The organism is Anaeromassilibacillus sp. 1001302B_160321_C8, assembly GCF_015554745.1.
Taxonomy (GTDB): Bacteria; Bacillota; Clostridia; order Oscillospirales; family Acutalibacteraceae; genus Anaeromassilibacillus; species Anaeromassilibacillus stercoravium.
The window spans coordinates 242349-264971 of record NZ_JADNJD010000002.1 but is presented as its reverse complement, the minus strand read 5'-3'; the positions used below and the strand labels follow the sequence as shown (position 1 = coordinate 264971).

Sequence of the window (22623 nt, the reverse complement as noted above, 5' to 3'; positions counted from 1 at the left end):
CGATGATCATAGAAGCGAAGGATGTCTCCATCCGCTATATCCTAGGGGACTTTAAAGACATCGGGATCAAGGAGTATGTGCTCCGCAAAATCAAACGGAATTACCACGTACGGGAATTCTGGGCCGTGGACGGCGTATCATTCACATTGGAACGCGGGGACATGCTTGGAATTATCGGCAGCAACGGCGCGGGCAAATCCACGCTCCTAAAGGCTGTCACCGGCATTATGGTGCCGACAAAGGGCTGGGTCAAGGTCAACGGGTCCATTGCCGCGTTGCTGGAATTGGCCAGTGGCTTTGACGGGGATTTGACCGTGCGCGAAAATACGTATCTGCGCGGGGCGATGCTCGGCTATACCCGCAAATTTATGAACGAAAAGTATGAGGAGATCATCGACTTTTCGGGCTTGCAAGAGTTTCAGGACCGTCCCTTCAAGCAGCTCTCCTCCGGTATGAAATCCCGGCTGGCATTTTCCATTGCCTGCTTGGTACGGCCGGATGTCTTGATTCTGGATGAGGTCCTCTCCGTAGGCGACGGCGCGTTCCGGAAAAAGAGCGAAGAAAAAATGATGGAGATCATCAATGGCGGCGCAACCACAATCTTAGTTTCCCATCTGTTGGAGCAGGTGCGAAGTATGTGCAACAAAGCCCTTTGGCTGGAGCGTGGGAAGCAGATTGCCTTTGGTGACGCCAACGAGCTCTGCGACCGCTATGAAGAATTCTTAAGCCAAAAAAAATAGGCGAATTTTTGGAAAAGTGGCATTAAGAGGCGCATTAGCCTCTTTACTTTATCTCGCTAATCTAGTATTATATTGGTATATCACCCCTCCACACTCCCGGCAGCGGTCCGGCGCGGCAGCGGAGGGGCTTTATCTGACTTTTGAGAGATTTAAGAAGGAGAGAGTACGCATGAAAAAACTGTGGGGAATTTTTCTGGCGGCGCTGATGGTCATCGGCTGCGTGGGATGTGGCAACGGAGCAACAGGGAATGGAGACGACGCTGCGGGATTGGCCACGAATGGCGATATGGCGTCGGAAACCGGAGGAGAGGCGGCTGACGAATCTTGGACAAAGGTCGAAAGCGCGGGCCAGCTCATACTGGGCTTGGACGATGCATTCCCGCCGATGGGCTTTGTCGATACGCAGACCGGCGAATTGGTTGGGTTTGACATCGATGTAGCAACCGAGGTGTGCAGCCGGCTGGGGATTGAGCTGGTCACACAGCCCATCGATTGGGATAGCAAATCCGCAGAGCTCAGCAATGGGAATGTCGACTGCCTCTGGAACGGCTTCAGTGAAACGCCGGAGCGCGCAGAGGAATTTAATCTCAGTATCCCTTATATGAAGAACGACCAGATCATCTTAGTGAAATCCGATTCCACCTATCAGGGTTTGAACGATCTGGCGGGAAAGATTGTCGGGGTGCAAGCGGATTCTTCTGCTGAGGTTGCGCTGAATGAGAACCCTGACTTCAAGGATACGCTTCAAGAAGTCGTACAGATCGACGACTATTCCAAGGCTGTTATGGAAATCCAGAATGGAACCATTGATGCGATTGCCATCGACGAAGTGGTGGCGCGCTACTATTTGCAGAACAACCCCGGCGCCTATACCATCTTGCAGGATGAAAACGGCGACGACGCTTCCCTGGCAGAGGAAAACTATGTCATCGGTTTCCGCAAGGGCGACGACGCTTTGAAGGAAAAAGTAGAGGGCGCTTTGAAAGAGATGTCGGCAGACGGCACGTTGGCGGAAATCTCCAACAAGTGGTTCGGGGAAGACGTCACAACGATTCCGGCGGAGGAATAAGAAGCAATTTCCATGAAAAGGGCTGAAAAGGAGGTGGTTGCAGCGTGAATTACCAGGTATTGCTGTCCCAGATGTTGGAAGGGACGCTGATGTCGCTGCGCATCTTTTTTTCCACGCTGCTTTTTTCCTTGCCACTGGGATTGTTGGTGGCGCTGGGACGTATGTCCAAAAATCCGATCATTAATTTGCCTGTGCGGTTCTACATACTGGTGATGCGCGGTACGCCGCTGATGCTGCAATTGCTGTTTATCTTTTATGGCTTAAAGCCCATTTTTGGTATTCAGCTCGACCGCGTGATTTCCGCGCAGGTGGCATTTGCCTTAAATTATGCCGCCTATTTTGCAGAGATTTTCCGTGGAGGAATCGAAGGAATCCCGCAGGGACAGCATGAGGCGGCAAAGGTGTTGGGCTTTACCAAGAAACAAACCTTCTTCCGAATTGTTTTGCCGCAGGTGGTCAAGCGGATCATCCCGCCGATGGGCAACGAGTTCATCACATTGGTCAAAGATACATCGCTGGCCCAGGCGATCGGCGTGGTCGAATTGCTGCGCATTACGGAAAATTGGGTGTCCTCGGCGGTCGACATGACCCCATTCCTGATCGCGGGTATTTTCTATCTGGTGATGAATGGCATCGTGACGCGCTGCTTTACAGTGGCAGAAAAGCGCCTCAGCTATTACCGTTAGGAGGGGAAGGACCGTGGAGATATTACAGGCGGAACAAATTCGAAAGAGCTTTGATGGAAATGAAGTATTGAAAGGGATTTCTATTTCCGTGAATAAGGGCGAAGTGTTGGCGATCATCGGACCCTCCGGTTCCGGAAAGAGTACCTTCCTGCGCTGTGTCACCCAGTTGGAGACGGTCGATTCCGGCGCCATCACCCTATGTGGGGAGACGCTGGTCAAAAATGGGCCGGATGGGAAGGCGGTCTATGCGGATAAAGCGACATGCAGCCGCATTGGTCTGCGCATTGGCCTGGTGTTTCAGAATTTTAACCTGTTCCCGCATTTTTCTGTGATGCGCAACATTACGGAAGCCCCCATCCGCGTGTTGGGAAAGAAGCGCGAGGAGGCGGAGGCAACCGCACGGGAGCTATTGAAAAAAATGAACCTGGCGGACAAGGCGGACGCCTATCCCTATCAGCTTTCCGGAGGACAGCAGCAGCGGGTTTCCATTGCGCGCGCGTTGGCCATGGAACCGGAAATCCTGTTTTTTGACGAGCCAACTTCCGCGCTGGACCCTGAGTTGACTGGGGAGATCCTCAAGGTAATCCGGGAACTTGCCGCAGAGCATATGACCATGGTGGTTGTTACACACGAGATGAAGTTTGCCCACGACGTGGCCGACTATGTGGTGTTTATGGATGACGGCACGATTGTCGAACAGGGAAAACCGGAACAGCTCTTTGACAGCTCCACCAATGAACGCACCCGCGCGTTTTTGGCGCGGTATCACGATATGTAAAAAAGACTCTACAATCACTATCCTAAGCTGTAGAATAGCGATTGTAGAGGATTATTTTTATGTACACATATGGCATCTAAAGTAAGCGATGACTTCTTTAGATGCCATTTTATTATTAAATGATATTAATTAAAAAATATTGACTAATAGTAAAAAATATAGTAAATTTATATCAGAAAGGGTGATTTCAATGAGAAAGATTGATTTATAAATTGTACATAGACAATACAAGGAGGTAATATTATGAAAAAGAGTATATTTACTTTATTGACGATCGCTTTGCTGTTTTGTAATAAATACGCAGACAGTATTTGCAATTCCGCAACCTTTTATTAGAAAATTCTCTATAGAGTCGTTGCAGGGAATCTGTCCAAGTGAATATGTCAGTGCGAATGCCGCATCACTTGCAAAGGGGAAGATGTTGCTTCGTTCAAAAGGCAGAGGGGAAATATCCATAAAACGTTGGCAACAAAGCGGACAATCTTACAGCAATGACTTAATGCAGGTACAAAATGTTGATATAGGAACATATGGTTGTATGCTTACAAGTTTTACAATGGTTGCAGATTATCTGAGAAATTTAGATTATGATCCTGGACGGGTCAATAAGATTATTACAACGGCCGCTTGTCCTTTTCAATCTGTCGTCGCAGGTCAACGTTGTAGCTTATCAGTAGATGTGAATGAATTTAAAAACGTATCTGTAGCCGATACAGCGGCTTATGTCGCGGATGGAATCAGTCAAGGCTTGCCAGTGATTATTGGAATGGAAAACAGCTATACAACGCATTTTGTAGTCGCATATGCTTATAGCGGCGAATTAGTTTATATTAAGGATCCAGCATCCGACAATAAAGCAACTTTACAGGACTATACGAATAATGGATATTGGGTGAATCGAATTTTAAGGTATAGCTATTAATCATGCAAAAAGGAGCTTGTTATGAAGTGGACTTTCTTCTTTGGAGCGGTGGTTTTCTTATGCTTTGCGTTGCTTGCTTGCACAACGGCCCCAGGGCCCTCGGATGATCGTTTTGATAAGGGGAGTCCCCTTTCTTCTGCTGGGCCGTCGGAAATCCCTGTGGGAACATCAACGCCGGCAGAGCCGGACGCCATTCAGGAAATCCAAGGATACTCCCTGAAAGATGCCGGATTGACGATCACAGCGGATCAGGTTTTTTCCGACCCCAATACAGATCAAAAGCGCATTATATGGGACACATGGCACATGGAGGATGCGACACAGGAATGGTTTTCTGTAAAACGCGCAGATTATGGAGGAAATCTCACCTTTGTGACGGTTGAAACCACAGAAAGTGGAATCGATTATACCTCCCACGTGATGTTCCTTTTACAATGCTACCGCGGCGAAGATTTGGCAGATGGAAACACCATACAGATTCAAGGGGAACAAGTCCCAGTAGAGGAACTCCGCGAAAAAGAGGTCTGCGAAGTTGATGGGTGGATGGTGTGTGACCTGACCAGCTATGTACTGCCGGAAGGGTTTCCAGCGACTATGGAGAAATGGGAGCAGGAGAATCCAGGAGACTACGATTACCAATGGACATTCGAAGTCTATGATGCGTTTAAACAAAATCTTTCGAATTGGATACAAGTGGGCACCGCATCGGAACCGGCTATGACTTGATCTTTTGTCCGGCAATGTTTTAAGACCCTTCTAACGCTTTTTTCACTGGATACTACGGACATCAAACAGAAAAGCCATGGTGTCTAAAGTGTTTTATCGCTTTAGACACCATGGCTTTCCGTTTCTATAGAATGTTTCGCCGATCAACGGCCGTTGATCGCATCGATGATCGAGATGACATCATCCAAGCTGTCCACCTTGCGCAGACAAAGCTGCAAAACGTCCGGTTCCAATTTGCAGAGGTCGGGAATCAGGATGGAACGGAACCCTCCGTTGTGCGCAGCGCGGATTCCGGCGTTGGAGTCCTCCAAGACCAGGACATTTGCGGGCGGTTCCCCCAACTGTTCTGCCGTCAGCAGGAAAATTTCGGGATTCGGTTTGCTGGCGTGGACCTGGTGCCCGCTGACCACACAATCGAAACGGTGCTCCAAGCCGTGCTGTTTCAGCAGGAAATCGATTTTTTTTGGCTGGGACGAGGAGGCGACGGCTTTTTTTAAGCCGCGCTGTTCCAGCGCATCCAACAGCGAAAACAGCCCTTTTTTCGCGGGAACCTCTTCCTTCTGCAACGCCTCAAAGAAGAGCGGCGTCTGGCGGTCGATGACCTTCTGGACAGGGAAATCCGGCCCATAGACGTCCAGCAGGACTTGGGCGGAATCGGCCTTGCTGCGGCCCATAATCAGGCTGTGAATTTCGCGTGTAAAAACCTTTCCCTGTTCCGATACCGCCTGGCCCCATGTGCGTTCATAGAGTTGTTCGGTGTCAAACATCAGACCGTCCATATCAAAAATAACCGCTGTAATCCGTTCCATGGTGATTCTCCTTCCGCTTTGGGGCAATGCACAACTTCAGATGCTTTGCCGGTGCAATATCTCATGGCTGCCCTAAAGGTCCCGCACGATCGTGCGCTGTTTTTATGCCGGTGGGTCGGCTTTTCCGTATGTATTATACCAACCTGGGGCGTAAACCGCAACTGTGTTGGACGGCAAGACTTTGCGAGGGCGTTTGATCGAAAGGGCACTTGACCAAAAAGGATGCAGGCCAGTCTCCCGCGAAATCCAGGCCGGAGAAAGCATTCCGGCAGGATTTACAGGCGCATCATCCCGGACATAATGCATACGCCTGCCGCGCCGCAGGAAAGAACGCTTTGAATTTGCTCGGAATCAAGGGAGATGCCGCCGATCGCATAGACGGGCACGGACGCTGCGTGGCAGACCTCCCGCAGGAACGCCAACCCCCTGGGGGGAATCCCCGGCTTGCAGCCCGTTGCAAAGATATGGCCCGCGATGAGATACGAAGCCCCGAGTTGTCCGGCGCGGCGTGCGTCCTCAACGGAATGCACCGATGCGCCGATACGGGAAAAGCTGTCCAACGGCCGGTTGGCGTCCGCAGCGGCCTCTTCCAGCTTCCACAGGGGGAGCTGGATTTGTTTTACACCGAGACGCTTTGCCACATCGAGGAAGCTGTGAAGGACACAGGGAACCCGGTGGCGTTTGCAGATCGCCAGGACGTCCGCCGCCAGCGCTTCATAGGCGCTTTCGTCCAGGTCCTTTTCGCGCAGGATCAGGGCGGCGGGCTGGAAGGCGCAGACCCGCTCCACCTGCTCGAGAAAGGGCCTGGTGCAAAGCGATCGATTGGTAACCGCGACGACGGAGCGATTATACGTAGACATAGTCGTTCATCACCGGCTGGAGGCCGAGCTTTTGGAGGTCGTGGAATACTTCGTCCACGCTCCGCCCGTCGGAAATCTCGAATTGGTCGTCGCCCTTTGCTTCGATCTCGTCCGAGTGTTCGCCAATCCCCGTGCTGACACCTGCGGAGATTTTCGTTGCGGCGATCGAGACCAGATTGTCCCGCACGCGCGCACATTCCCGCGTGGAGATGGTGATGCTGGCAAACGGCATCAGAAGGCGGTAAGCCATCACCACCTGCAAAAGCTGCGGTTCGTGGACATCCATGGGATTGATCTTGTCGTTGTTGATGATCGGGCGGAGGCGGGGGCAGGAGAAGGCGATTTCCGCGTGCGGATATTTGCGCTGAAGCAGCCAGGCGTGGCAGCCGGTGGCGAAGGCGTCCTTGCGGAAATCGTCCAGCCCCAGCAGCGCGCCGAACCCAACGCCGCGCATACCGCCCTTTAGAGCGCGCTCCTGCGCGTTCAGCCGGTACGGGAAAATCCGCTTATGGCCCTGTAGGTGGAGCGTCTCATATTTGTCGCTGTTGTACGTTTCCTGGAAGACCGTGACGTAGTCGGCGCCGCACTGGTGAAGATAGGCGTATTCGTCGGAGTTCATCGGATACACTTCCAGGCCGATCACCTTGAAATACTTGCGCGCAATTTTGCAGGCCTCGCCGATGTATGCAACGGTGGATTTGGAGCGGCTTTCTCCGGTTAGGATGAGGATCTCCTGTAGGCCGGTAGCGGCGATCGCCTCCATCTCCTTTTCGATCTGCTCGGCGTTCAGCTGCGCGCGGTGAATCTTATTGTGGCAGTTGAAGCCGCAGTAGATGCAGTAGTTTTCACAGTAATTGGCGATGTATAGCGGCGTAAACATGCAGACCGAATTGCCGAAATGCTTGCGGGTTTCCTGCTGGGCTACCTGTGCAATTTCCTCCAAAAGCGGAAGGGCAGCGGGGGAGAGCAGCGCGCCGAAATCCTCCAGAGTGCGGTTTTCATGCCGGAGAGCGCGGCGGACGTCTTCCGCGGTATAGCGGTTGTAATCGTAGGCGGCGGTGCGATCCAGAACTTGCTGGCCAATGTCGGAATCCAAAACCTCCATGCCCGGCAGGTATGTCATGTGATCGATGCGTTCCTTTTTCATATCCTGCCGCACTTCGTCGCTCAGGATGCTTTCGTTGATATGTTCATTCTGTGCCATGGCGCGATTCCCTCCTTATTCTCTCAAAAAGCCGGTCAAAGGGGAGGAAGCGCTTGCACCCTTTTCCAGAGTGCGGCCTAGGCCGGAGAGGTAAGCTTTGCGGCCCGCCTCAATCGCCTGCCGGAACGCTTCCGCCATGACGGGGATGTCGCCAGCGGTCGCGATGGCGGTGTTGGCCATCACAGCGGCAGCGCCCATCTCCATCGCCTCACACGCCTGCGAAGGACGGCCGATGCCGGCGTCCACGATGATCGGGAGGTCGATTTCGTCGATCAGGATCTGGATGAACTCCTTGGTGCAAAGGCCCTTGTTCGTGCCGATCGGCGCGCCAAGCGGCATGATGCAGGCCGCGCCCGCGTTGGCCAGATCCCTGGCGGCGTTCAGGTCGGGATACATGTAGGGCATGACGACATATCCCTCTTTTGCCAGGACCTCCGTCGCCTTGATGGTCTCGTAGTTGTCCGGCAGCAGGTATTTGGAGTCGTGGATCACTTCGATTTTGATAAAGTCGCCGCAGCCCAGCTCCCGCGCGAGATGGGCAATGCGGACCGCTTCGTCGGCATTGCGCGCGCCGGAGGTGTTGGGAAGCAGGGTGACGGTTTTGGGGATATAGTCGAGGATGTTGGCCAGCCCGCCCTCGTTCGCGCGGCGCAGCGCCAGCGTGACAATCTGCGCGCCCGCCTTTTCAATGGCGGCTTGGATGAGTTCCAGCGAATATTTGCCGGAACCAAGAATGAAACGGGAGGTAAAGGTGTGCCCTCCAATGCTCAAAAGATCCTGTTGTGTATTCATCGTTCTTCTCCTTTTGTTGTACAGATGTATTGCACGATGCAATTGGCCTCATGCGCCGCGCAGAGCGCTACGCGGGGAGCCATCAGGCCGTAGCCGGGCCCCGGCTGAGCTATCCCATCGCCACAGAGGTAAAAATGATCGGTGATTTTGCGCGTCTGGATGCGGTTGCTATCGCCGTATCCAGCCATTCCGGAGGCGGAGACCAGGAAGGTCCGCGGGAAATGCTCCAAGATGCCGTTTACCAGCATCGCCTTTGCCTCCGGGGAATCAAAGGCTTCGCAGACGATCGGGTCCTCTGCAAAGAGCTCCGGAAGATTGCCTTCCGTCACACGGACACAATCGGTCCGGATGTCCAGATAGGGGTTGATCTGCAGCAGTTCCTCCTTGAGGGCGTCGGTTTTGTACATGCCCAAATGCCGGAGAAAATACTGCTGTCGGTTTAAATTGGCGAGGTCCACGCGGTCAAAGTCGATCAGGTGCAGGTGCCCGACGCCGATGCGGGCCAGGGCAAACGCAACGTTGGAACCCAAACCGCCGAGCCCTGCGACAGCCACCCGCGCGTGGTCCAGCTTGTCCTGCACGCCTGCGGAATGGCGTTCCCGAAGCGCGCGTTGAATCTGTTCTTTGGTGATGGGGTTGCGCGGTTCCAAATCAGCCACCTCCTACAAAATGGACGATTTCCACTTGGTCGCCGTCCGCGAGGACGGTCGAAGGGTACGCGGCCTTCGGGACAATCGCGCCGTTCCGCTCAACGGCGACGCGGGCAGGGTTGTACTGATTTTGGTCGAGGTAGCCCTGTAGGGTCGTCCCCTCCGCAAGTTCGACGGCGGTGCCATTGATCTGAATCATCATGCAGCTCCTTTCTGGAATCCAGCTGTAAGCAAAGAAAAAAGAGTTCACGAAAAAATACACCCGCGGTGGTGTACCCCTTCGTGAACTCTCGTTCACTCTCAACCGTTCCGATTCAATTGTCTTCTCCTGTTGGAGAACCTGTAAAATGTGCGCAGACGGGATGCATACAAAAACGGGAAATGCCAAGCATTTCCCGTAGGGTTCGTTTCTTTCCCTACGTTGGCATTATCCAAGTCAGGTTATGGGTCGAAGTTCGCAACTTCCTCTCAGCCTATGTATAAGCTCCCCTGTTCCATTTACGGGTCTACTATACACGATCCACTGGAATTTGTCAAGTTTTGGATAGTGGGTTTCTTGCATGGAAGTGTGGGCAGGGGCTTTGAACAGGGGCATTGGCTGCCGCCCGTGCCGTGCGCCGGCCAGGAGAAAATCCCGGTTTCTCAGAAGATGGCCGCCTACTCCAAACGGAGCTGTATATCCTTAAGGGAACGGACAGGCCGTTCCGTAATTTGATCCTGTGGCCCAACCGTTCCGCACAAAAGGGGCGCATGTTCCGCATAGAGCCGGACGGTGTCGGCGACTTTTTCCGGGCTGAAATTGGCGTAGCAATAGTTGCATCCGTTCCGGCAGGTGTGATAGGCGCCGATGTCGATGCTCTCGACACACCCGCACGCTGCGCGTTGGTTGCGGTCTTTGGCGGCGCGGAGGGGACAGCCGATGATCCGCTCGATCAGGTGAGGGTCGATGCAGCTTCCGTGTTGGACACCCACCGCCTGTAGGTCGCAGGACTCCGCACAGCTCTCGATCATCATGCCGTTCTCTTGGGCGATTTGGGCCATCTGTCCGGTCATATAGAACAGTGTATCCCCCTCCGGCGGAGACAGGAAAAGCCCTGCCGTATTGCGTTTTGTTTTTGCATAGAGATCGATCAAGCTGATGACCACCCTTTCCGTATACCCACGCAGACGCCTGGCAATTTCCGAAAAGGCGGCCAAATGGTAGGAAACGGTGTACCGCTGGTTGAGAAAGATCGGATCGTACCGCCAGACGACCCGCTCTTTGCCGATTTTGGAAGAGAGGGCCTGAAAGGTGGGGATTAGGCGGTCCTTTTTGTCGGGCAGATTGGGTTCGATGTCCCGGCCATAGCTGGTCAATGTAAATTGAACATAATAGGGATATGCCGCAAGCTCTCCCAGATGGGGGAGCATGTTCTCCGGATTTTTGGTCCAAAAGACGATGCAATCCACCACCGAAGGCGATAAAGCGATACGGCTGATTTGATGCGGGTTTATCGGGTTGCGGACATCCACATACCCCTCCCGGATGCGGTGCAGGAACCAATCCATATAGTAATTGGGAATGTCCGTCCGGCGGCTGGCGCTGAGAATCATCGCTTCACATCCTTTTAGAAAGCGGTAAAACGGCGCTTCCTATTCGAGAAGTTGTATTTGGCTGTCCGGTAATAGGATTCAATCGTACGCTGCTAACAAGAATTATTTCCGATATTTATTGCTCCTGAGCATGCTCAAGAAAGCTTGGCGGTTTGTACAGTGGTGTAGCCAATCGTGCTTTTTGGCCTCGTTTCTTGCATTGTCAATGAGATCTAAATGATTATGTAGATTGTTTATGGAAACCGTTTTTCCTATCCATTGCATTGCGGATAGAAATATATTTGCAGGGTGAGAATCATTCATAAGATGTTGCCTGACTTTCTTTTGAATAAGGTAACACATTCTACATGGGCGGTACGTGGGAACATATCCACAGGCGTGAGCTCCTGCGGGACATAGCCCAAGTCGGCCAAAATGCGCATGTCGCGTGCAAGGGTTGCCGGATCACAGGAAACATATACCATGCGTTCCGGGTTCATTTGCACCACCGTGTGCAGCAGTTCTGGGGCGCAGCCCTTGCGAGGCGGATCTATAATGATCACGTCCGGGCGTTCGCCGCGCGCTTCGAGTTTGGCAGCAGCCTCAGCCGCATCCGCACATAGAAACTCTGCGTTGACGATCCCATTGCGCTCTGCGTTTTTATGTGCATCCTCAATGGCGGGTGCAACCACCTCCACGCCGATCACACGCTTGGCCTTCTTTGCCATGGATAGGCCGATGGTCCCTGTGCCGCAGTATAGGTCCAATACCGTTTCCTTCCCAGTCAAACCTGCGTAGTCCGCCGCCTGTTGATACAGACGCTCCGCCTGTGTGCGGTTGACCTGATAGAAGGATAGGGGGGAAATATGGAAATCCAGCCCGCACAGCCGGTCTGTAATGTGATCCTGTCCCCAAACAACGCGGTTCTTTTTCCCCAGAACGACGTTTGTCCGCTCGCGGTTGCTGTTGACCATCACGCTTTTAAGCCCTGGTACGTTTTCCCGCAGAAGCCGGACCAGCTCGTCTTCTTTGTGTACGCCATTCCCGTTGACCACCACGCAAGCCATTGCCTCTCCGGTGGCTTCCGCCTGCCGGAGATAAAGGTGACGCAAACGCCCCTTGCCGGTCGCTTCCTCGTAAGGTTCGTCACCGCTCAGCGGAACCCAGGCGCGGAAGGCTTCCATTGCAGCTTGGAAAGAAGGCGGCTGTAGCTTGCAGCTCGGACAATTGACAATCCTGTGGCTATGATGCGCATAGAATCCCATCGTCAAGCTGCCGTCTTTCGCCCGACCGATGGGAAGTTGCGCTTTGTTGCGATAGCCATCCGGCTGTAGGGCCCCCAAGATGGGGCGGAAGGGAAGGTTTGTAAAGCCCCCGATGCGTTCCACGGCGTCCCGTACACGCTGTTCCTTGGCGCGCAATTCCTCTTCGTAGTGGATGTGGCGAAAAACACATCCGCCGCATTGGGCAAATTGGGGACAGTCGGGTTCGATCCTTGCGGGCGATGGGGAAAGAATCCGTTCAATCTTTCCAAAGGCATGGGTTTTGGCCACCTTGAGAATGCGTACCTCTAAAACATCGCCAACGGCAGCCATGGGGACAAACACCGCCATGCCGTTCCAGCGCCCAACGCCACTTCCCTCGGCGGTATAACCGGTGATCGTGATTTCGACAAGCTCGTTCTTTTTCATCGTATCCATTCCTGTTTGAAAAACTCCTTTATCGTAAAACGGCGCGGAGTTTCTAGCACCGCGGCCTGTGTGACTAGTTCGGGAATATCCATTATTTCTATTGTACCATAGAACCTGGAATTTTCCTATCCACGATTGAATGGCAGAGGGATTTGCGGAGGAATCTAAAGGTGGACGGCATGCTTCGAATATGCGCAGAAATATGCAGGCGCTTACACGGAAGAAGGAAATAAGTTTTGTGGGAGGAGCACCGGAAAAATAGCCAAAATCGATACTGCCCATAGGCGATACCGCTATCCAAGCCCTCCGGAAAATCCAGTTTTTTTCCATCTTTGCATGACCCAACAGAGAGATTCAAGCATCTTATTCGATTTGCGGACATAATTGCGATAAGCTCGAAAAATCGTCGAATCAAAGAAAATTCAGAATATGCTCATATAAACTCAGAATATTTACGAAATGCTTCGAAACATCTGTGGATATATTCACTAAAATTGTATGATGAAAATCTTCGTTTTGTCCAAAACAGAGATTCTAAATCAAGGAGGCGATCTTTCGTTGACAGGGGCATTTCCCACATATTATAATGGGAACCAGAAAAAGGAAACAAACGATATTCTATATTGCTTATAAGTCCCGTGACAAAGTTTGTCACGCCTTTTCAATACAACTCCTCCCCAAAAAGCGAGAACCGGGTTTAACCCGGTTTTCGCTTTTTCTATGCCTTTTTTCGAAAGGCGCGTCGAAATCCTTCACAAAATTCCCATATTTTTTTTGCCATCCCTTACTATATAAGATAGAAGGAAAAGGAGGTGCTGCACATGTCGATCCAACGCTCACGCCGGTTTGGGATCGGGATTTTTCTTTGGGTGGCGGTGCTCTTTGTAATCGCTACATGGTATTGTGCGGCGGTTTCCGGAGGGGAGGAAACCGACCCGCCGGATCTCTCCCAAATCGAAAGCCCCTATCTGTTGGAAGATAATCGGGCGCTTTTCCCGTGCGACGACGGAAGCTATGTGGCCATCAGCACGGAAGGGACGAAACGGATGTACGTGGTCAAATTGTGGAGAACCTCTTCGGGGTGGGAGGTCCGTTTGAGCGCTTCCCTGCGCCCGGGGTTCCGCAAGGCGTTTTGTGTGGACCAAAATCTCTACTTTTTCATGGATATTACCGATGTGCTGGAGGAAGGAAGCGGCGTCGATGCGCCAGCCATCCAGATCATCCGTTACCACATGGAAGATGAACAGACACAGGCGCGGATCATCCGCAATGCGGTCTGCGACTATGACCGAACCTGCCAGGTGGAATCCGGCGGACGGATTCTGCTGGTCCATGCGCCTTTGCTAGAAGAGATCAGCGACGCCACGCCGGTCCGTGTCTATCAGTTCGATAGCGCAGATTACGTTTTGTCGCCGCAAGAGGAACTGCCGCAGTTCCCGGAGGGCGGGGAGAGCTCGGAACCACCCGCTGAGAGCGAACCCTCTGAACCGGAAGCCGATGGGACGCTTCTCTATCTGTTTGACGGGCCAATCACCGTTTCAGAGCTCGAAGAATCCTACACAGAACACGTCGGCGTCGTGCGCGTCACCGGGACGGACGGGCGCATCAAAACTTCCGGCCGTGTGGCAACCGGGGATCTCATGGAGGTGCTGATCGACGGGCAGGTGAGCGACCGCGCGGTCGCCTGTATCCCGGGTGATGTGACGGGGCGCGGGAACCCCAGTGCAGCGGACACGCAGTTCCTCTATGAATATCTTACAGTGGGATGTTACCTCAGCGATGCACAGGAAAAGGCCGGGGATCTAAACAACGACGGCGTCCTCAGTACAGGAGACCTGCTCCTTTTGAAAGAAATGGTCTGGAAAAAAGGCTAACGGATTGATATCTATTATTTGAATGATAAATTTGGAAAAGAATCCAAATTTTCCGTTGACCTGTGCGGGGGAACATCCTATAATAAGGAAAAAATAGAAAGCATTTGGAGAGGGAAGCTTCTTCAAATGCTTTCCCAATGAAGGAGCATCTTACCATGTTGGAAAATTTGTTTATTCGCAACCTGTATGACCTCTCCCACACGGCGGCAGCGGAATATTTGGAGCAATACACATATCCTTGGGAGGCACTTGCCGGTATCGGGGCGTTTATCTGCAAGCTGGGGGAAACGCTTTCTCCAGAAGAATATGAAAAGCGCGGGGAGGATGTCTGGATTGCGAAAAGCGCCACGGTATTCCCGTCCGCTTATATCCACGGACCAGCCATCATCGGCCCTGAAACCGAGGTCCGCCAGGGGGCATTTATCCGAGGCAACGCCTTGGTGGGCGCCCACTGTGTGGTGGGCAACTCGACCGAGCTCAAAAATGTGATCCTGTTCGACAATGTGCAGGTTCCGCACTACAATTATGTGGGGGACTCCATCCTGGGCTATAAATCCCACATGGGCGCGGGCTCTATCACCTCGAATGTCAAGTCGGATAAGACGCTCGTGACGGTGCGCGTGGGCGATGAGCGCCTAGAGACCGGACGCAAAAAGTTCGGCGCGATGCTCGGTGACTGCGTGGAAGTGGGGTGCAATTCCGTGTTGAATCCTGGCACAGTGATTGGACGCCACACCAATGTGTATCCGCTTTCCATGGTACGGGGATTTGTGCCTGCTAACAGCATCTACAAGCGCGCGGGCGAGATCGCAGAAAAAGTGGAATAAGCCCTGCGCCAGCGAAAACCCTTTCAAATATTTCCCAAAAAAGTTTCGATCTCTTTACATTTTTCGCCTTGACGCTCCTTCCCTTTTCAGCTATGCTTAGAAGCCTACGGCCGGAGGAATGCGCCTGAAAAGAATGGGGAATTTTCAGGGAATCCCGCCGTAAAATATAGAAAGATAGGACCTTGCGCAATGGGCGCGAGGGGGGCGGTGCCCCGGTGTTTTGTAATGAGACAGAAAAGAATTGCAGCCATTCACGATATTTCCGGATTTGGGAAGTGCTCTTTAACGGTCGTGCTTCCAATCCTCTCCGCAGCGGGCATTGAGACGAGCGTGATGCCGACAGCGGTGCTCTCCACACATACAGGAGGATTGGGAAAATGTACCTATCGCGATCTGACCGAAGATATGCGGGACTATGCAGCGCATTGGAAAAGCCTGAACCTTTCGTTTGATGCGCTCTACACGGGCTTTCTCGGCTCTGCGGAGCAGATCGGCATTGTTTCAGACATTGTGGATGACTTTCGAACGAGCGATACGCTGGTGATGGTCGACCCTGTGTTGGCGGACAACGGCAAGCTGTACGCCACCTGCACGCCGGAGATGGCGCACGGGATGAAAACGCTTTGCAAAAAGGCGGACCTTATCGTCCCAAATTTGACTGAGGCGGCATTCCTCCTTGGGGAGGAATTTTATGACGGTCCCTATGACCGCGCTTACATAGAGGGGGTATTACACCGCCTGAGCGATATGGGACCGCGGTTGGTCGTTTTGACCGGGGTCTGGTTCAGCCCGGGCCTTCTGGGGGCCGCCGGACTCGACCGGGATACGGGCCGGATCACCTATGCGTTTTCACCGCGCATTGAGGGAGCTTACCACGGCACGGGCGACATTTTTGGGAGCGCTCTGCTGTCTGGCCTGCTCAACGAAATGAGCCTGCGGGATGCGATGCAGCTCGCGGTGGACTTTACCTGCGGGAGTATCCGCCGGACGCGCGAGGCGGGCACGGACCGCCGCTTTGGTGTGAACTTCGAGGCGGGATTGCCGCGCTTTATGGAAGAGCTGGGATTGTTCCCGGTGAGTTACCGCGTGGCGAGATAAATGGATACGGGGGATTGCGAAGATGTTCGCAGTCCCTCTTTTGTTTGAAGCGGTAGATTACAAAACCCTTACGATTCGGCCGTCGCGGTTTACTTTGCAATTTTTTGCTAGTATAATAAACTGTACGAAAATTTAAAGAAAAGGAGGCCGGCCCATGCTGGACAATCCTGTCATACAGAATATCTTCTCTGTGGCGCTGTATTTGCTGCGGATTGCGGTGCCGCTGCTCTCCATTGTGGTGGTCTGCCGGTGCTTTCATTCCCTGAAAGCGGGGCGGCGGCGGGAAGACCCGGTGGTGATTTTGCAGGATATGGTGACCAAGGAAATCATCCCCGTTTTGTATTGGGAGAATTCCCTTGGGCGCAGCCGAAGCTGCGACATTGTGCTGCACGACAGCACCGTCAGCCGTGACCATGCCGTTTTAATGCGCCGGGAAAGCGGTTGGATTGTGGTTGACACCAATTCCAAGGCGGGGACGCGCGTCAACGGCAAGAAGGTGGAAGACCGCGCGCAGATTTTGCCCGGCGATGTCATTACGTTGGGTTCCACATCCCTGATGCTCAAGCGGACCAGTGAAGCGAAAAACCTCAAGCCTCCGAAACGCCGCCGGGTACATGCGGCCTCCCCGTTTGGCTTGCTGTTTGTGGTGATGCTGATCCAGATCATGCTCTGTATCGAAGCGTGCTTTGCAGGCGGGCAATTCAGCTATATGCCGCTGATTCCATTGGGCGTTTTGGTTGTGATGGAGTGGGGATTTTATCTCTATTCCATGAAGGGCCTCAACCGGGTCAGCTTTGAGTTGGAAACCGTGGGATTTTTGCTCTCCGGCATCGGCATCATGTTGCTTTGCGGAAGCGGCGTGGAGGCAACCTATATCCAGCTTGGCGCCCTTTTGTTGGGCATTGTGCTGTTCTGCATCATGATCTGGTTCATGAACGACTTGGAGCGCGTGATGCGCTGGCGGCTTGCCATTGCCATCGGCGCAATTGTGTTGTTCGCGATCAATTTAGTGTTTGCTTCTGAGAATAACGGCGCGCGAAATTGGATCTCGCTTGGGCCGGTCAGCGTGCAGCCATCGGAGTTTATTAAGATCGCCTTTGTGTTTGTCGGGGCGTCTACACTGGACCGGCTGCAAACGGCGCGGAACCTTTCCGGGTTCATCCTCTTTGGAGGCGTATGCCTCGGCGCCCTGTTTTTGATGCGCGACTTCGGCACGGCCTGCATCTTTTTTGTGACGTTCCTGATTATCGCATTCATGCGCTCCGGCAGTGTGCGCACCATCGCATTGATTTGCTCCGCCGCGGTGTTCGGCGTGTTCCTGATTTTGCGGTTCCGGCCTTATGTGGCGCAGCGGTTTGCCGCGTGGCGGCATGTGTGGGAATTCGCAAACGAGGCGGGCTATCAACAGACGCGCGTCCTCACCTACACGGCCAGCGGCGGCTTTTTCGGCGTCGGATTGGGCAACGGCTATCTAAAGAGCGTGTTTGCCTCCACCAGTGACTTGGTGTTCGGCATGGTGTGCGAGGAACTGGGCCTGATTTTGGGCCTCACCATCGTGCTGGCAATTGCACTGCTGGTGTTTTACGCCCGTTCCGACGTGACGCGCAGCCGCTCGACCTTCTATTCGATCTCCGCCTGTGCAGCAGCGGGGATGATGCTGTTCCAGACCTGCCTGAACGTGTTCGGCGCAACGGACGTGCTGCCGCTGACGGGCGTGACGCTTCCCTTTGTCAGCCAGGGCGGGTCCAGCATGGTAGCGGTTTGGGGCCTGTTGGCCTTTATCAAGGCCAGCGACGAACGCACCTATGCGGTACGAAAGCGGAAATAGTGGGCCCATGATGGAGAGAAAGGCGGTGGTATGATGAAGACAACGGGAACCCGCTCCCTGATCTTATTCCTTCTGACCGGTGGATTTCTCGTGGGGCTGGTCATCTTTCTGGCGTCCCTTGTGCTGGAGGGTGGGAACTGGGCCTTCCAGCCGTATAACAAGCATCTGTCCAGCGGCGGGCAGCTCTCCTATGCGGGGGAAGTGCTCGACCGGAACGGGACAGTTTTGGCGCAGAGCAAGGACGGCGAACGCCTGTATAACGACGACGAACTGGTGCGCCGGGCGACACTCCACGCGGTAGGCGATACAATGGGGTATATTTCCACCGGCGTGCAGTATAGTTACCGTGCGGAGTTGGCGGGCTATAACATCGTTACCGGCCTGGCAACGCCCACAGGGGAAACGACGGGCAGCGACATCCAATTGACCCTGGACAGCAACCTGAGCAAGGTTACGTTGCAGGCGTTTGGAAATCAAAAGGGTGCGGCAGTTCTATACAACTACAAGACGGGCGAACTGCTCTGCATGGTGAGCTCGCCGACCTTTGACCCGGGCAACGTACCGGCAGATCTCAATACCGACACCTCCGGGAAGTACGAAGGTGTTTACCTCAACCGGGCGCTCTCTGCATCTTATACGCCCGGCTCTATTTTCAAGATCGTCACCAGTGCGGCCGCCATCGAAAATATCCCGGATCTGGATACCCGCACCTTCAACTGCCAGGGGGAGATCACGGTGAACGGCAACAAGATCACTTGCCTGAGCCGGCATGGGAATATTGGTTTCAAAGACGGCTTGGCGAAATCCTGCAACATTGTCTTTGCGGAGCTGGCGATGGAGCTGGGCAAGGAAAAGATGACGGCCGCGGCGGAAGCAATGGGCTTTAACCGCAGTTTCGACCTGGATGGGATTCCGACCAGCAAAAGCCAGTACGATGTGTCCGATGCCGAGGAAAACGAACTCGCATGGAGCGGTGTGGGACAGTATACGGATCTGACCAACCCCTACCATATGATGCTCCTGATGGGGGCGATCGCCAACGGCGGGACGCCGGTCAAGCCGTATATGATCGAAAGCATCACCACGCATTTTGGCTTAGTGACCAAGGCGGGGCACACGCAAAACGACCGCCAGCTTGTGCAGGCGGACACAGCGGCAAAGCTGAAGGAGGCCATGCGGTACAACGTCACAAGCGAATACGGGGACAATCTATTCCCGAACATGGCTGTTTGTGCAAAAACCGGCACCGCCGAGGTGGGCGGTGGCAAGGAGCCGAACGCCTGGATGGTCGGGTTCTCGAGCAATGAACAGACGCCGTACGCCTTTGCGGTGGTGGTGGAAAACGGCGCTTCCGGCATTCGGGCGGCGGGCGGCGTCGCCTCTGCGATGATGGCGGAGGCCGCAAAAATCCCGTCCGCGGGCAGCGAATAAAAGGGCCCTGGCCTTTCTTGGATAGGCCAGGGCTTTCTTGTGGCTGGAAATAAAATGAGGTGGGAAAATGATGAAAAGCTGGAAAACAAAGACGCAAATGTCGGAATCCATGGCGCTGGCGGTCTTCCTGACATTGGCCGGGGGCTTTCAGGACGCCTACTCCTACAATTGCAGGGGCAAGGTGTTTGCCAATGCACAGACAGGCAATCTGGTCCTGCTGGGGCAAAATCTGGCGATGGGAAATTGGCCGGCGGCGCTGCATTATGTGATTCCGTTGGCTGCTTTCATTTCCGGCGTTTATGTGACCGAATGGGTCCATCAGCGCTGCCGGGATTACCGGAAAATCCATTGGAGGCAGATCGTCCTGCTTGTGGAGGTGCTCCTGCTGACGGCCGTCGGGCTGATGCCGCAGTCGGTCAATATGCTGGCCAATGCCTGCATGTCGTTTGCCTGCGCTATGCAGGTCAATAGCTTCCGGAAATTCAAGGGGCTTCCCTTTGCAACAACCATGTGCATCGGGAATATGCGCAGTGCTACGGCGATGCTCTGTAAATTCCGTGTGACAAAGGAGCCCTCGCTTTGGAAAAAGAGCCGGCAGTATTATTTTGTCATCTTCGTGTTTGCGGTCGGCGCGGCGGTTGGCGCACTGATGAGCCTGCGGTTCCAGGAGCCCGCCATTTGGGTGGCGGCGCTGTTGTTGCTGATCGGGTTTGTCCTGATGTTCATCCGGGAGGATATGGAGTCGAACCCGCAGCTTGTCCACGAGTGGGATGAGATCGGGGAGGATATCCGGCACCTGGCGCAAATCCCACAGAAGGAGCTTGCTGGGAAAGAGGATGCATCTAAGTCAGAAAAGAATTGCTAAGGCGCTGGGGACCGGGCGCTGCTGCGGGGTATCCATCTGAAGAATCTGACTGGCCCGGCCTATAGCCGGCGCCAAACGAATGTGAGGCCGAAGGGTTGATGATTATAGGAAACATCCTTTCGTTTTTCGCCGCCTTGTTTATGGTGGCGAGCTGTGTGGTGAAGCGCAAGCAGGCGGTCTTTTTCTGCCAGTTCTTGGAATGCGCGCTTTTGGCGGTGGCGTCCGTCTTTTTTGGATCGTTGGCGGGGATGACCACATTGGTGCTCAGCGCGGTGCGGAACCTGGTGGTCGCAAAAGGCCGGTATACAAAGCCGGTGATGGTGGCCTTTGTCATCCTCACCATTGTGGCGGGCCTTCTGGCCAATACGCGGGGGCTGGTCGGGCTTCTGCCGGTTTTGGCAACCGTAGAATACACCATTTGTTGCCATTATATTGAGGGAGAAATGGCGACCAAATGCAGCATCTTTGTGAACGTCCTGCTCTGGATCGTCTATTCGTTCCTGATCTGCGACTTTTCGACCGCTATCAGCGATTCCATCGTTTTAGTGGTGGATACGGTGGCCATCGTCCGGCTGTGGCGAAGCGAACGTTCGGGATGCAGGCGCGAAGGCGCTGCGGAAGAACATATTTAAAAAACCGGCCCCATGCCTCGAAGAATTGCTCCGGGGTATGGGGCCGGTTCCGTATGAAGTTATGCTTCCTCTTTACATGCATCGTATAATGCAATCAGCCGCTCCAGATGGTACGAAAAGACCGGATACAGCGGGCTATCCTTTGGGATGGGCCGCTGTCCCAGCTCGTCGATGCTGGTGAGCTCGTGCAGAATCTGACGGTAGGTTGCGATCTTGCAGGAGATCTGAAAGACCTCCTCATCGTTTCCACGGAAAAATTTGATCTCCCCGATATAATGTTCCACCGCCGTGGAGAGCGCGCGGATCGTCTGATTGATCGCAAGGATGTCGATGGGGTCGCCGGTGGAGGCGAAGTCGATGGACTCCTCCACAAGGCCGCGCAGGTCGGCATAGGCGCGCTTGATCTGCGCCACATAGTTGGGCGGCATGATGATGATATTGACCAGCAGCGCAATGGCCACGCCGATCAAGACCTCCAGGCAGCGCTGCCCGGCGTAGAACCATGGGTCCGAGCCGCGATACAGCACGACGATGGTGAAGATGATACAGGCCAGCGGCGCGCCGCCGTTGAGCTTCAAAACGTGGCAGAGATACAGCGTTAGGATGACGCCGATGCCGCACAGCCCCGCGTTCCCCGGCAGCGCCATGGCAAAGGCTGCGCCGATCGCCGCGCCAATCGCTGCGCCAACGATCCGGTTCTTGCCGCCGCGGATGGAGATGTCGATGGATTTCCCCATGGAAATGACCGTGGTGGACACGGCAAAGAACGGGGTGTCCAGCATCAGCCAATAGGAAACCACCACGCAGAGGGTGGCGGCAATGCCCGTCTTGACGATGCGCAGCCCCATTCCCCCGCTGGATTTTAACAGTTTTTTGATCCGTTCCATGGCGTCCCTCATTTGTCACCCAGGACAATGCCCAAAAGTTCTGTGGGCTTTTCCAGAATGTAGACCGCGTGGTTTTCCTCCAGCTCCCGGCGGTCGCGGAAGCCCCAAAGCGCCCCGGCGGTGTCCATCCCGGCCGCCGCACCGGTCTTCATATCGGTGTTGGTATCGCCGATGTAAAGGCACTCCTTGGCAGGGACGCCGAGCTCTTCCGCGATGTGCAGTGCGCCGTCCGGCGCGGGCTTTTTTGGAATCCCTGCGCGCTGTCCATAGTAGCAGTCGAACAGCTTGTCCCCAAACATTGTTTGAATGATGGAGACCGTCCATGCATGGGGCTTATTGGAAAGGACCGCCAGGCGGATTCCCTTCGCATGGAGCTGTTGGAGCGTGTCCATCATGCCGTCGTACGGCTGAATCCGGTCCGTGGGGTCCGCGGCATAGTAGCCGTCGTATATGGTGCGCAGATGGGAAAGCTCCTCCTCGGTGAAGGCCCCTTTGACGCGCGTGAGCATCCGGCGCATCTGCGTATCCGCCCCATCCCCCACGATCTTGCGGAAGTCCTCCGGGGCGATGGTTGGATAACCGCATGCCTGGAGCGCGCGGTTTGAAAAGTTGGCAATGGAATACAGTGTATTCGCCAGGGTTCCGTCCAGGTCAAAAATACATGCCCGATACAAGCAACCAC

Annotated in this window: 23 protein-coding genes; 13 read left to right on the top strand and 10 right to left on the bottom strand. The window is 54.1% G+C overall.

The features are described 5' to 3' along the window. Positions 1–2: 2 nt before the first annotated feature. The 6 genes from I2E77_RS02680 (at position 3) to I2E77_RS02655 (ending at position 4921) form a co-directional block, all read left to right on the top strand. Positions 3–740, top strand: a complete 738-nt coding sequence (locus tag I2E77_RS02680; RefSeq protein ID WP_087234048.1) for an ABC transporter ATP-binding protein — start codon at positions 3–5, stop codon at positions 738–740. Positions 741–909: 169 nt separating this feature from the next. Next, entirely contained in the window at positions 910–1809 is a 900-nt protein-coding gene (locus tag I2E77_RS02675; RefSeq protein WP_237966203.1) for an amino acid ABC transporter substrate-binding protein, read from the top strand. Positions 1810–1853: 44 nt separating this feature from the next. After that, positions 1854–2495, top strand: coding sequence for an amino acid ABC transporter permease (locus tag I2E77_RS02670; RefSeq protein WP_087234050.1), 642 nt, complete (start codon positions 1854–1856; stop codon positions 2493–2495). Between the two features lie 13 nt (positions 2496–2508). Continuing rightward, positions 2509–3273: an amino acid ABC transporter ATP-binding protein gene (locus tag I2E77_RS02665; protein ID WP_330608884.1), complete on the top strand. Its 765-nt coding sequence runs from the start codon at positions 2509–2511 to the stop codon at positions 3271–3273. 421 nt (positions 3274–3694) lie between these two features. Beyond that, the gene (locus I2E77_RS02660) at positions 3695–4195 is read left to right on the top strand and encodes a C39 family peptidase (protein ID WP_195450571.1); all 501 of its coding nucleotides are present in this window, start codon (positions 3695–3697) and stop codon (positions 4193–4195) included. Positions 4196–4354: 159 nt separating this feature from the next. Further along, on the top strand, positions 4355–4921 hold the full coding sequence (locus tag I2E77_RS02655) for a hypothetical protein (protein ID WP_140400364.1): 567 nt from the start codon (positions 4355–4357) through the stop codon (positions 4919–4921). A 143-nt stretch (positions 4922–5064) separates the two neighbouring features. Here I2E77_RS02655 and I2E77_RS02650 read toward each other — a convergent pair whose 3' ends face one another. The 8 genes from I2E77_RS02650 to rlmD form a co-directional block, all read right to left on the bottom strand. Further along, complete coding sequence (locus tag I2E77_RS02650; RefSeq protein WP_195450570.1) at positions 5065–5730, bottom strand: HAD family hydrolase; 666 nt, start codon at positions 5728–5730, stop codon at positions 5065–5067. A gap of 275 nt (positions 5731–6005) precedes the next feature. Beyond that, positions 6006–6590: a thiamine phosphate synthase gene (locus tag I2E77_RS02645; protein ID WP_195450569.1), complete on the bottom strand. Its 585-nt coding sequence runs from the start codon at positions 6588–6590 to the stop codon at positions 6006–6008. Continuing rightward, positions 6577–7737: a 2-iminoacetate synthase ThiH gene (gene thiH, locus I2E77_RS02640; protein ID WP_442856121.1), complete on the bottom strand. Its 1161-nt coding sequence runs from the start codon at positions 7735–7737 to the stop codon at positions 6577–6579. Before thiH ends, I2E77_RS02645 begins: the two co-directional genes overlap by 14 nt. 72 nt (positions 7738–7809) lie before the next feature. Further along, positions 7810–8586, bottom strand: a complete 777-nt coding sequence (locus I2E77_RS02635) for a thiazole synthase (RefSeq protein ID WP_191448556.1) — start codon at positions 8584–8586, stop codon at positions 7810–7812. Continuing rightward, positions 8583–9236, bottom strand: a complete 654-nt coding sequence (thiF, locus tag I2E77_RS02630; RefSeq protein ID WP_195450568.1) for a sulfur carrier protein ThiS adenylyltransferase ThiF — start codon at positions 9234–9236, stop codon at positions 8583–8585. The genes I2E77_RS02635 and thiF overlap by 4 nt, the downstream gene beginning before the upstream one ends. A gap of 1 nt (position 9237) precedes the next feature. Further along, positions 9238–9435: a sulfur carrier protein ThiS gene (gene thiS / locus I2E77_RS02625; RefSeq protein ID WP_191363050.1), complete on the bottom strand. Its 198-nt coding sequence runs from the start codon at positions 9433–9435 to the stop codon at positions 9238–9240. A 458-nt stretch (positions 9436–9893) separates the two neighbouring features. Continuing rightward, positions 9894–10829, bottom strand: a complete 936-nt coding sequence (locus I2E77_RS02620; protein ID WP_195450567.1) for a DUF1848 domain-containing protein — start codon at positions 10827–10829, stop codon at positions 9894–9896. 299 nt (positions 10830–11128) lie between these two features. Beyond that, positions 11129–12499 carry a 23S rRNA (uracil(1939)-C(5))-methyltransferase RlmD gene (gene rlmD, locus I2E77_RS02615; RefSeq protein ID WP_330608882.1) on the bottom strand — a complete coding sequence of 457 codons (1371 nt, stop codon included), beginning with the start codon at positions 12497–12499 and terminating at the stop codon, positions 11129–11131. An 821-nt stretch (positions 12500–13320) separates the two neighbouring features. On the opposite strand from rlmD, the gene I2E77_RS02610 reads away from it, so the two are divergent. From I2E77_RS02610 to I2E77_RS02580, 7 genes are all read left to right on the top strand, one after another. Beyond that, on the top strand, positions 13321–14373 hold the full coding sequence (locus I2E77_RS02610) for a dockerin type I repeat-containing protein (RefSeq protein ID WP_195450565.1): 1053 nt from the start codon (positions 13321–13323) through the stop codon (positions 14371–14373). Between the two features lie 155 nt (positions 14374–14528). After that, the gene (locus tag I2E77_RS02605) at positions 14529–15200 is read left to right on the top strand and encodes an acyltransferase (protein WP_419761387.1); all 672 of its coding nucleotides are present in this window, start codon (positions 14529–14531) and stop codon (positions 15198–15200) included. A 225-nt stretch (positions 15201–15425) separates the two neighbouring features. After that, positions 15426–16298, top strand: coding sequence for a pyridoxamine kinase (locus I2E77_RS02600; RefSeq protein WP_195450564.1), 873 nt, complete (start codon positions 15426–15428; stop codon positions 16296–16298). Between the two features lie 154 nt (positions 16299–16452). Continuing rightward, positions 16453–18126: an FtsW/RodA/SpoVE family cell cycle protein gene (locus tag I2E77_RS02595; protein ID WP_195450563.1), complete on the top strand. Its 1674-nt coding sequence runs from the start codon at positions 16453–16455 to the stop codon at positions 18124–18126. Between the two features lie 33 nt (positions 18127–18159). Next, positions 18160–19557, top strand: a complete 1398-nt coding sequence (locus I2E77_RS02590; protein WP_191363036.1) for a penicillin-binding transpeptidase domain-containing protein — start codon at positions 18160–18162, stop codon at positions 19555–19557. Positions 19558–19627: 70 nt separating this feature from the next. Further along, complete coding sequence (locus I2E77_RS02585) at positions 19628–20422, top strand: YoaK family protein (RefSeq protein ID WP_243252495.1); 795 nt, start codon at positions 19628–19630, stop codon at positions 20420–20422. A 98-nt stretch (positions 20423–20520) separates the two neighbouring features. Beyond that, the gene (locus tag I2E77_RS02580) at positions 20521–21054 is read left to right on the top strand and encodes a YgjV family protein (RefSeq protein ID WP_087234186.1); all 534 of its coding nucleotides are present in this window, start codon (positions 20521–20523) and stop codon (positions 21052–21054) included. 59 nt (positions 21055–21113) lie between these two features. On the opposite strand, the gene I2E77_RS02575 is transcribed toward I2E77_RS02580, so the two are convergent. Both I2E77_RS02575 and I2E77_RS02570 read right to left on the bottom strand, forming a co-directional pair. Next, complete coding sequence (locus I2E77_RS02575; RefSeq protein WP_195450561.1) at positions 21114–21941, bottom strand: FUSC family protein; 828 nt, start codon at positions 21939–21941, stop codon at positions 21114–21116. Positions 21942–21949: 8 nt separating this feature from the next. Further along, the gene (locus tag I2E77_RS02570; protein WP_195450560.1) at positions 21950–22615 is read right to left on the bottom strand and encodes an HAD family hydrolase; all 666 of its coding nucleotides are present in this window, start codon (positions 22613–22615) and stop codon (positions 21950–21952) included. Positions 22616–22623: the final 8 nt, after the last annotated feature.

Excerpts from the sequence above, each read along its gene's own strand:
- I2E77_RS02590 (WP_191363036.1), top strand. The coding sequence starts at position 18,160 with ATGAAGACAACGGGAACCCGCTCCCTGATCTTATTCCTTCTGACCGGT.
- I2E77_RS02680 (WP_087234048.1), top strand. The coding sequence starts at position 3 with ATGATCATAGAAGCGAAGGATGTCTCCATCCGCTATATCCTAGGGGAC.
- I2E77_RS02595 (WP_195450563.1), top strand. The coding sequence starts at position 16,453 with ATGCTGGACAATCCTGTCATACAGAATATCTTCTCTGTGGCGCTGTAT.
- I2E77_RS02675 (WP_237966203.1), top strand. The coding sequence starts at position 910 with ATGAAAAAACTGTGGGGAATTTTTCTGGCGGCGCTGATGGTCATCGGC.
- I2E77_RS02580 (WP_087234186.1), top strand. The coding sequence starts at position 20,521 with ATGATTATAGGAAACATCCTTTCGTTTTTCGCCGCCTTGTTTATGGTG.
- I2E77_RS02650 (WP_195450570.1), bottom strand. The coding sequence starts at position 5,730 with ATGGAACGGATTACAGCGGTTATTTTTGATATGGACGGTCTGATGTTT.
- I2E77_RS02610 (WP_195450565.1), top strand. The coding sequence starts at position 13,321 with ATGTCGATCCAACGCTCACGCCGGTTTGGGATCGGGATTTTTCTTTGG.
- thiS (WP_191363050.1), bottom strand. The coding sequence starts at position 9,435 with ATGATTCAGATCAATGGCACCGCCGTCGAACTTGCGGAGGGGACGACC.
- rlmD (WP_330608882.1), bottom strand. The coding sequence starts at position 12,499 with ATGAAAAAGAACGAGCTTGTCGAAATCACGATCACCGGTTATACCGCC.
- I2E77_RS02605 (WP_419761387.1), top strand. The coding sequence starts at position 14,529 with ATGTTGGAAAATTTGTTTATTCGCAACCTGTATGACCTCTCCCACACG.
- I2E77_RS02620 (WP_195450567.1), bottom strand. The coding sequence starts at position 10,829 with ATGATTCTCAGCGCCAGCCGCCGGACGGACATTCCCAATTACTATATG.
- I2E77_RS02600 (WP_195450564.1), top strand. The coding sequence starts at position 15,426 with ATGAGACAGAAAAGAATTGCAGCCATTCACGATATTTCCGGATTTGGG.
- I2E77_RS02575 (WP_195450561.1), bottom strand. The coding sequence starts at position 21,941 with ATGGAACGGATCAAAAAACTGTTAAAATCCAGCGGGGGAATGGGGCTG.
- I2E77_RS02585 (WP_243252495.1), top strand. The coding sequence starts at position 19,628 with ATGAAAAGCTGGAAAACAAAGACGCAAATGTCGGAATCCATGGCGCTG.
- thiH (WP_442856121.1), bottom strand. The coding sequence starts at position 7,737 with ATGAAAAAGGAACGCATCGATCACATGACATACCTGCCGGGCATGGAG.
- I2E77_RS02635 (WP_191448556.1), bottom strand. The coding sequence starts at position 8,586 with ATGAATACACAACAGGATCTTTTGAGCATTGGAGGGCACACCTTTACC.
- I2E77_RS02645 (WP_195450569.1), bottom strand. The coding sequence starts at position 6,590 with ATGTCTACGTATAATCGCTCCGTCGTCGCGGTTACCAATCGATCGCTT.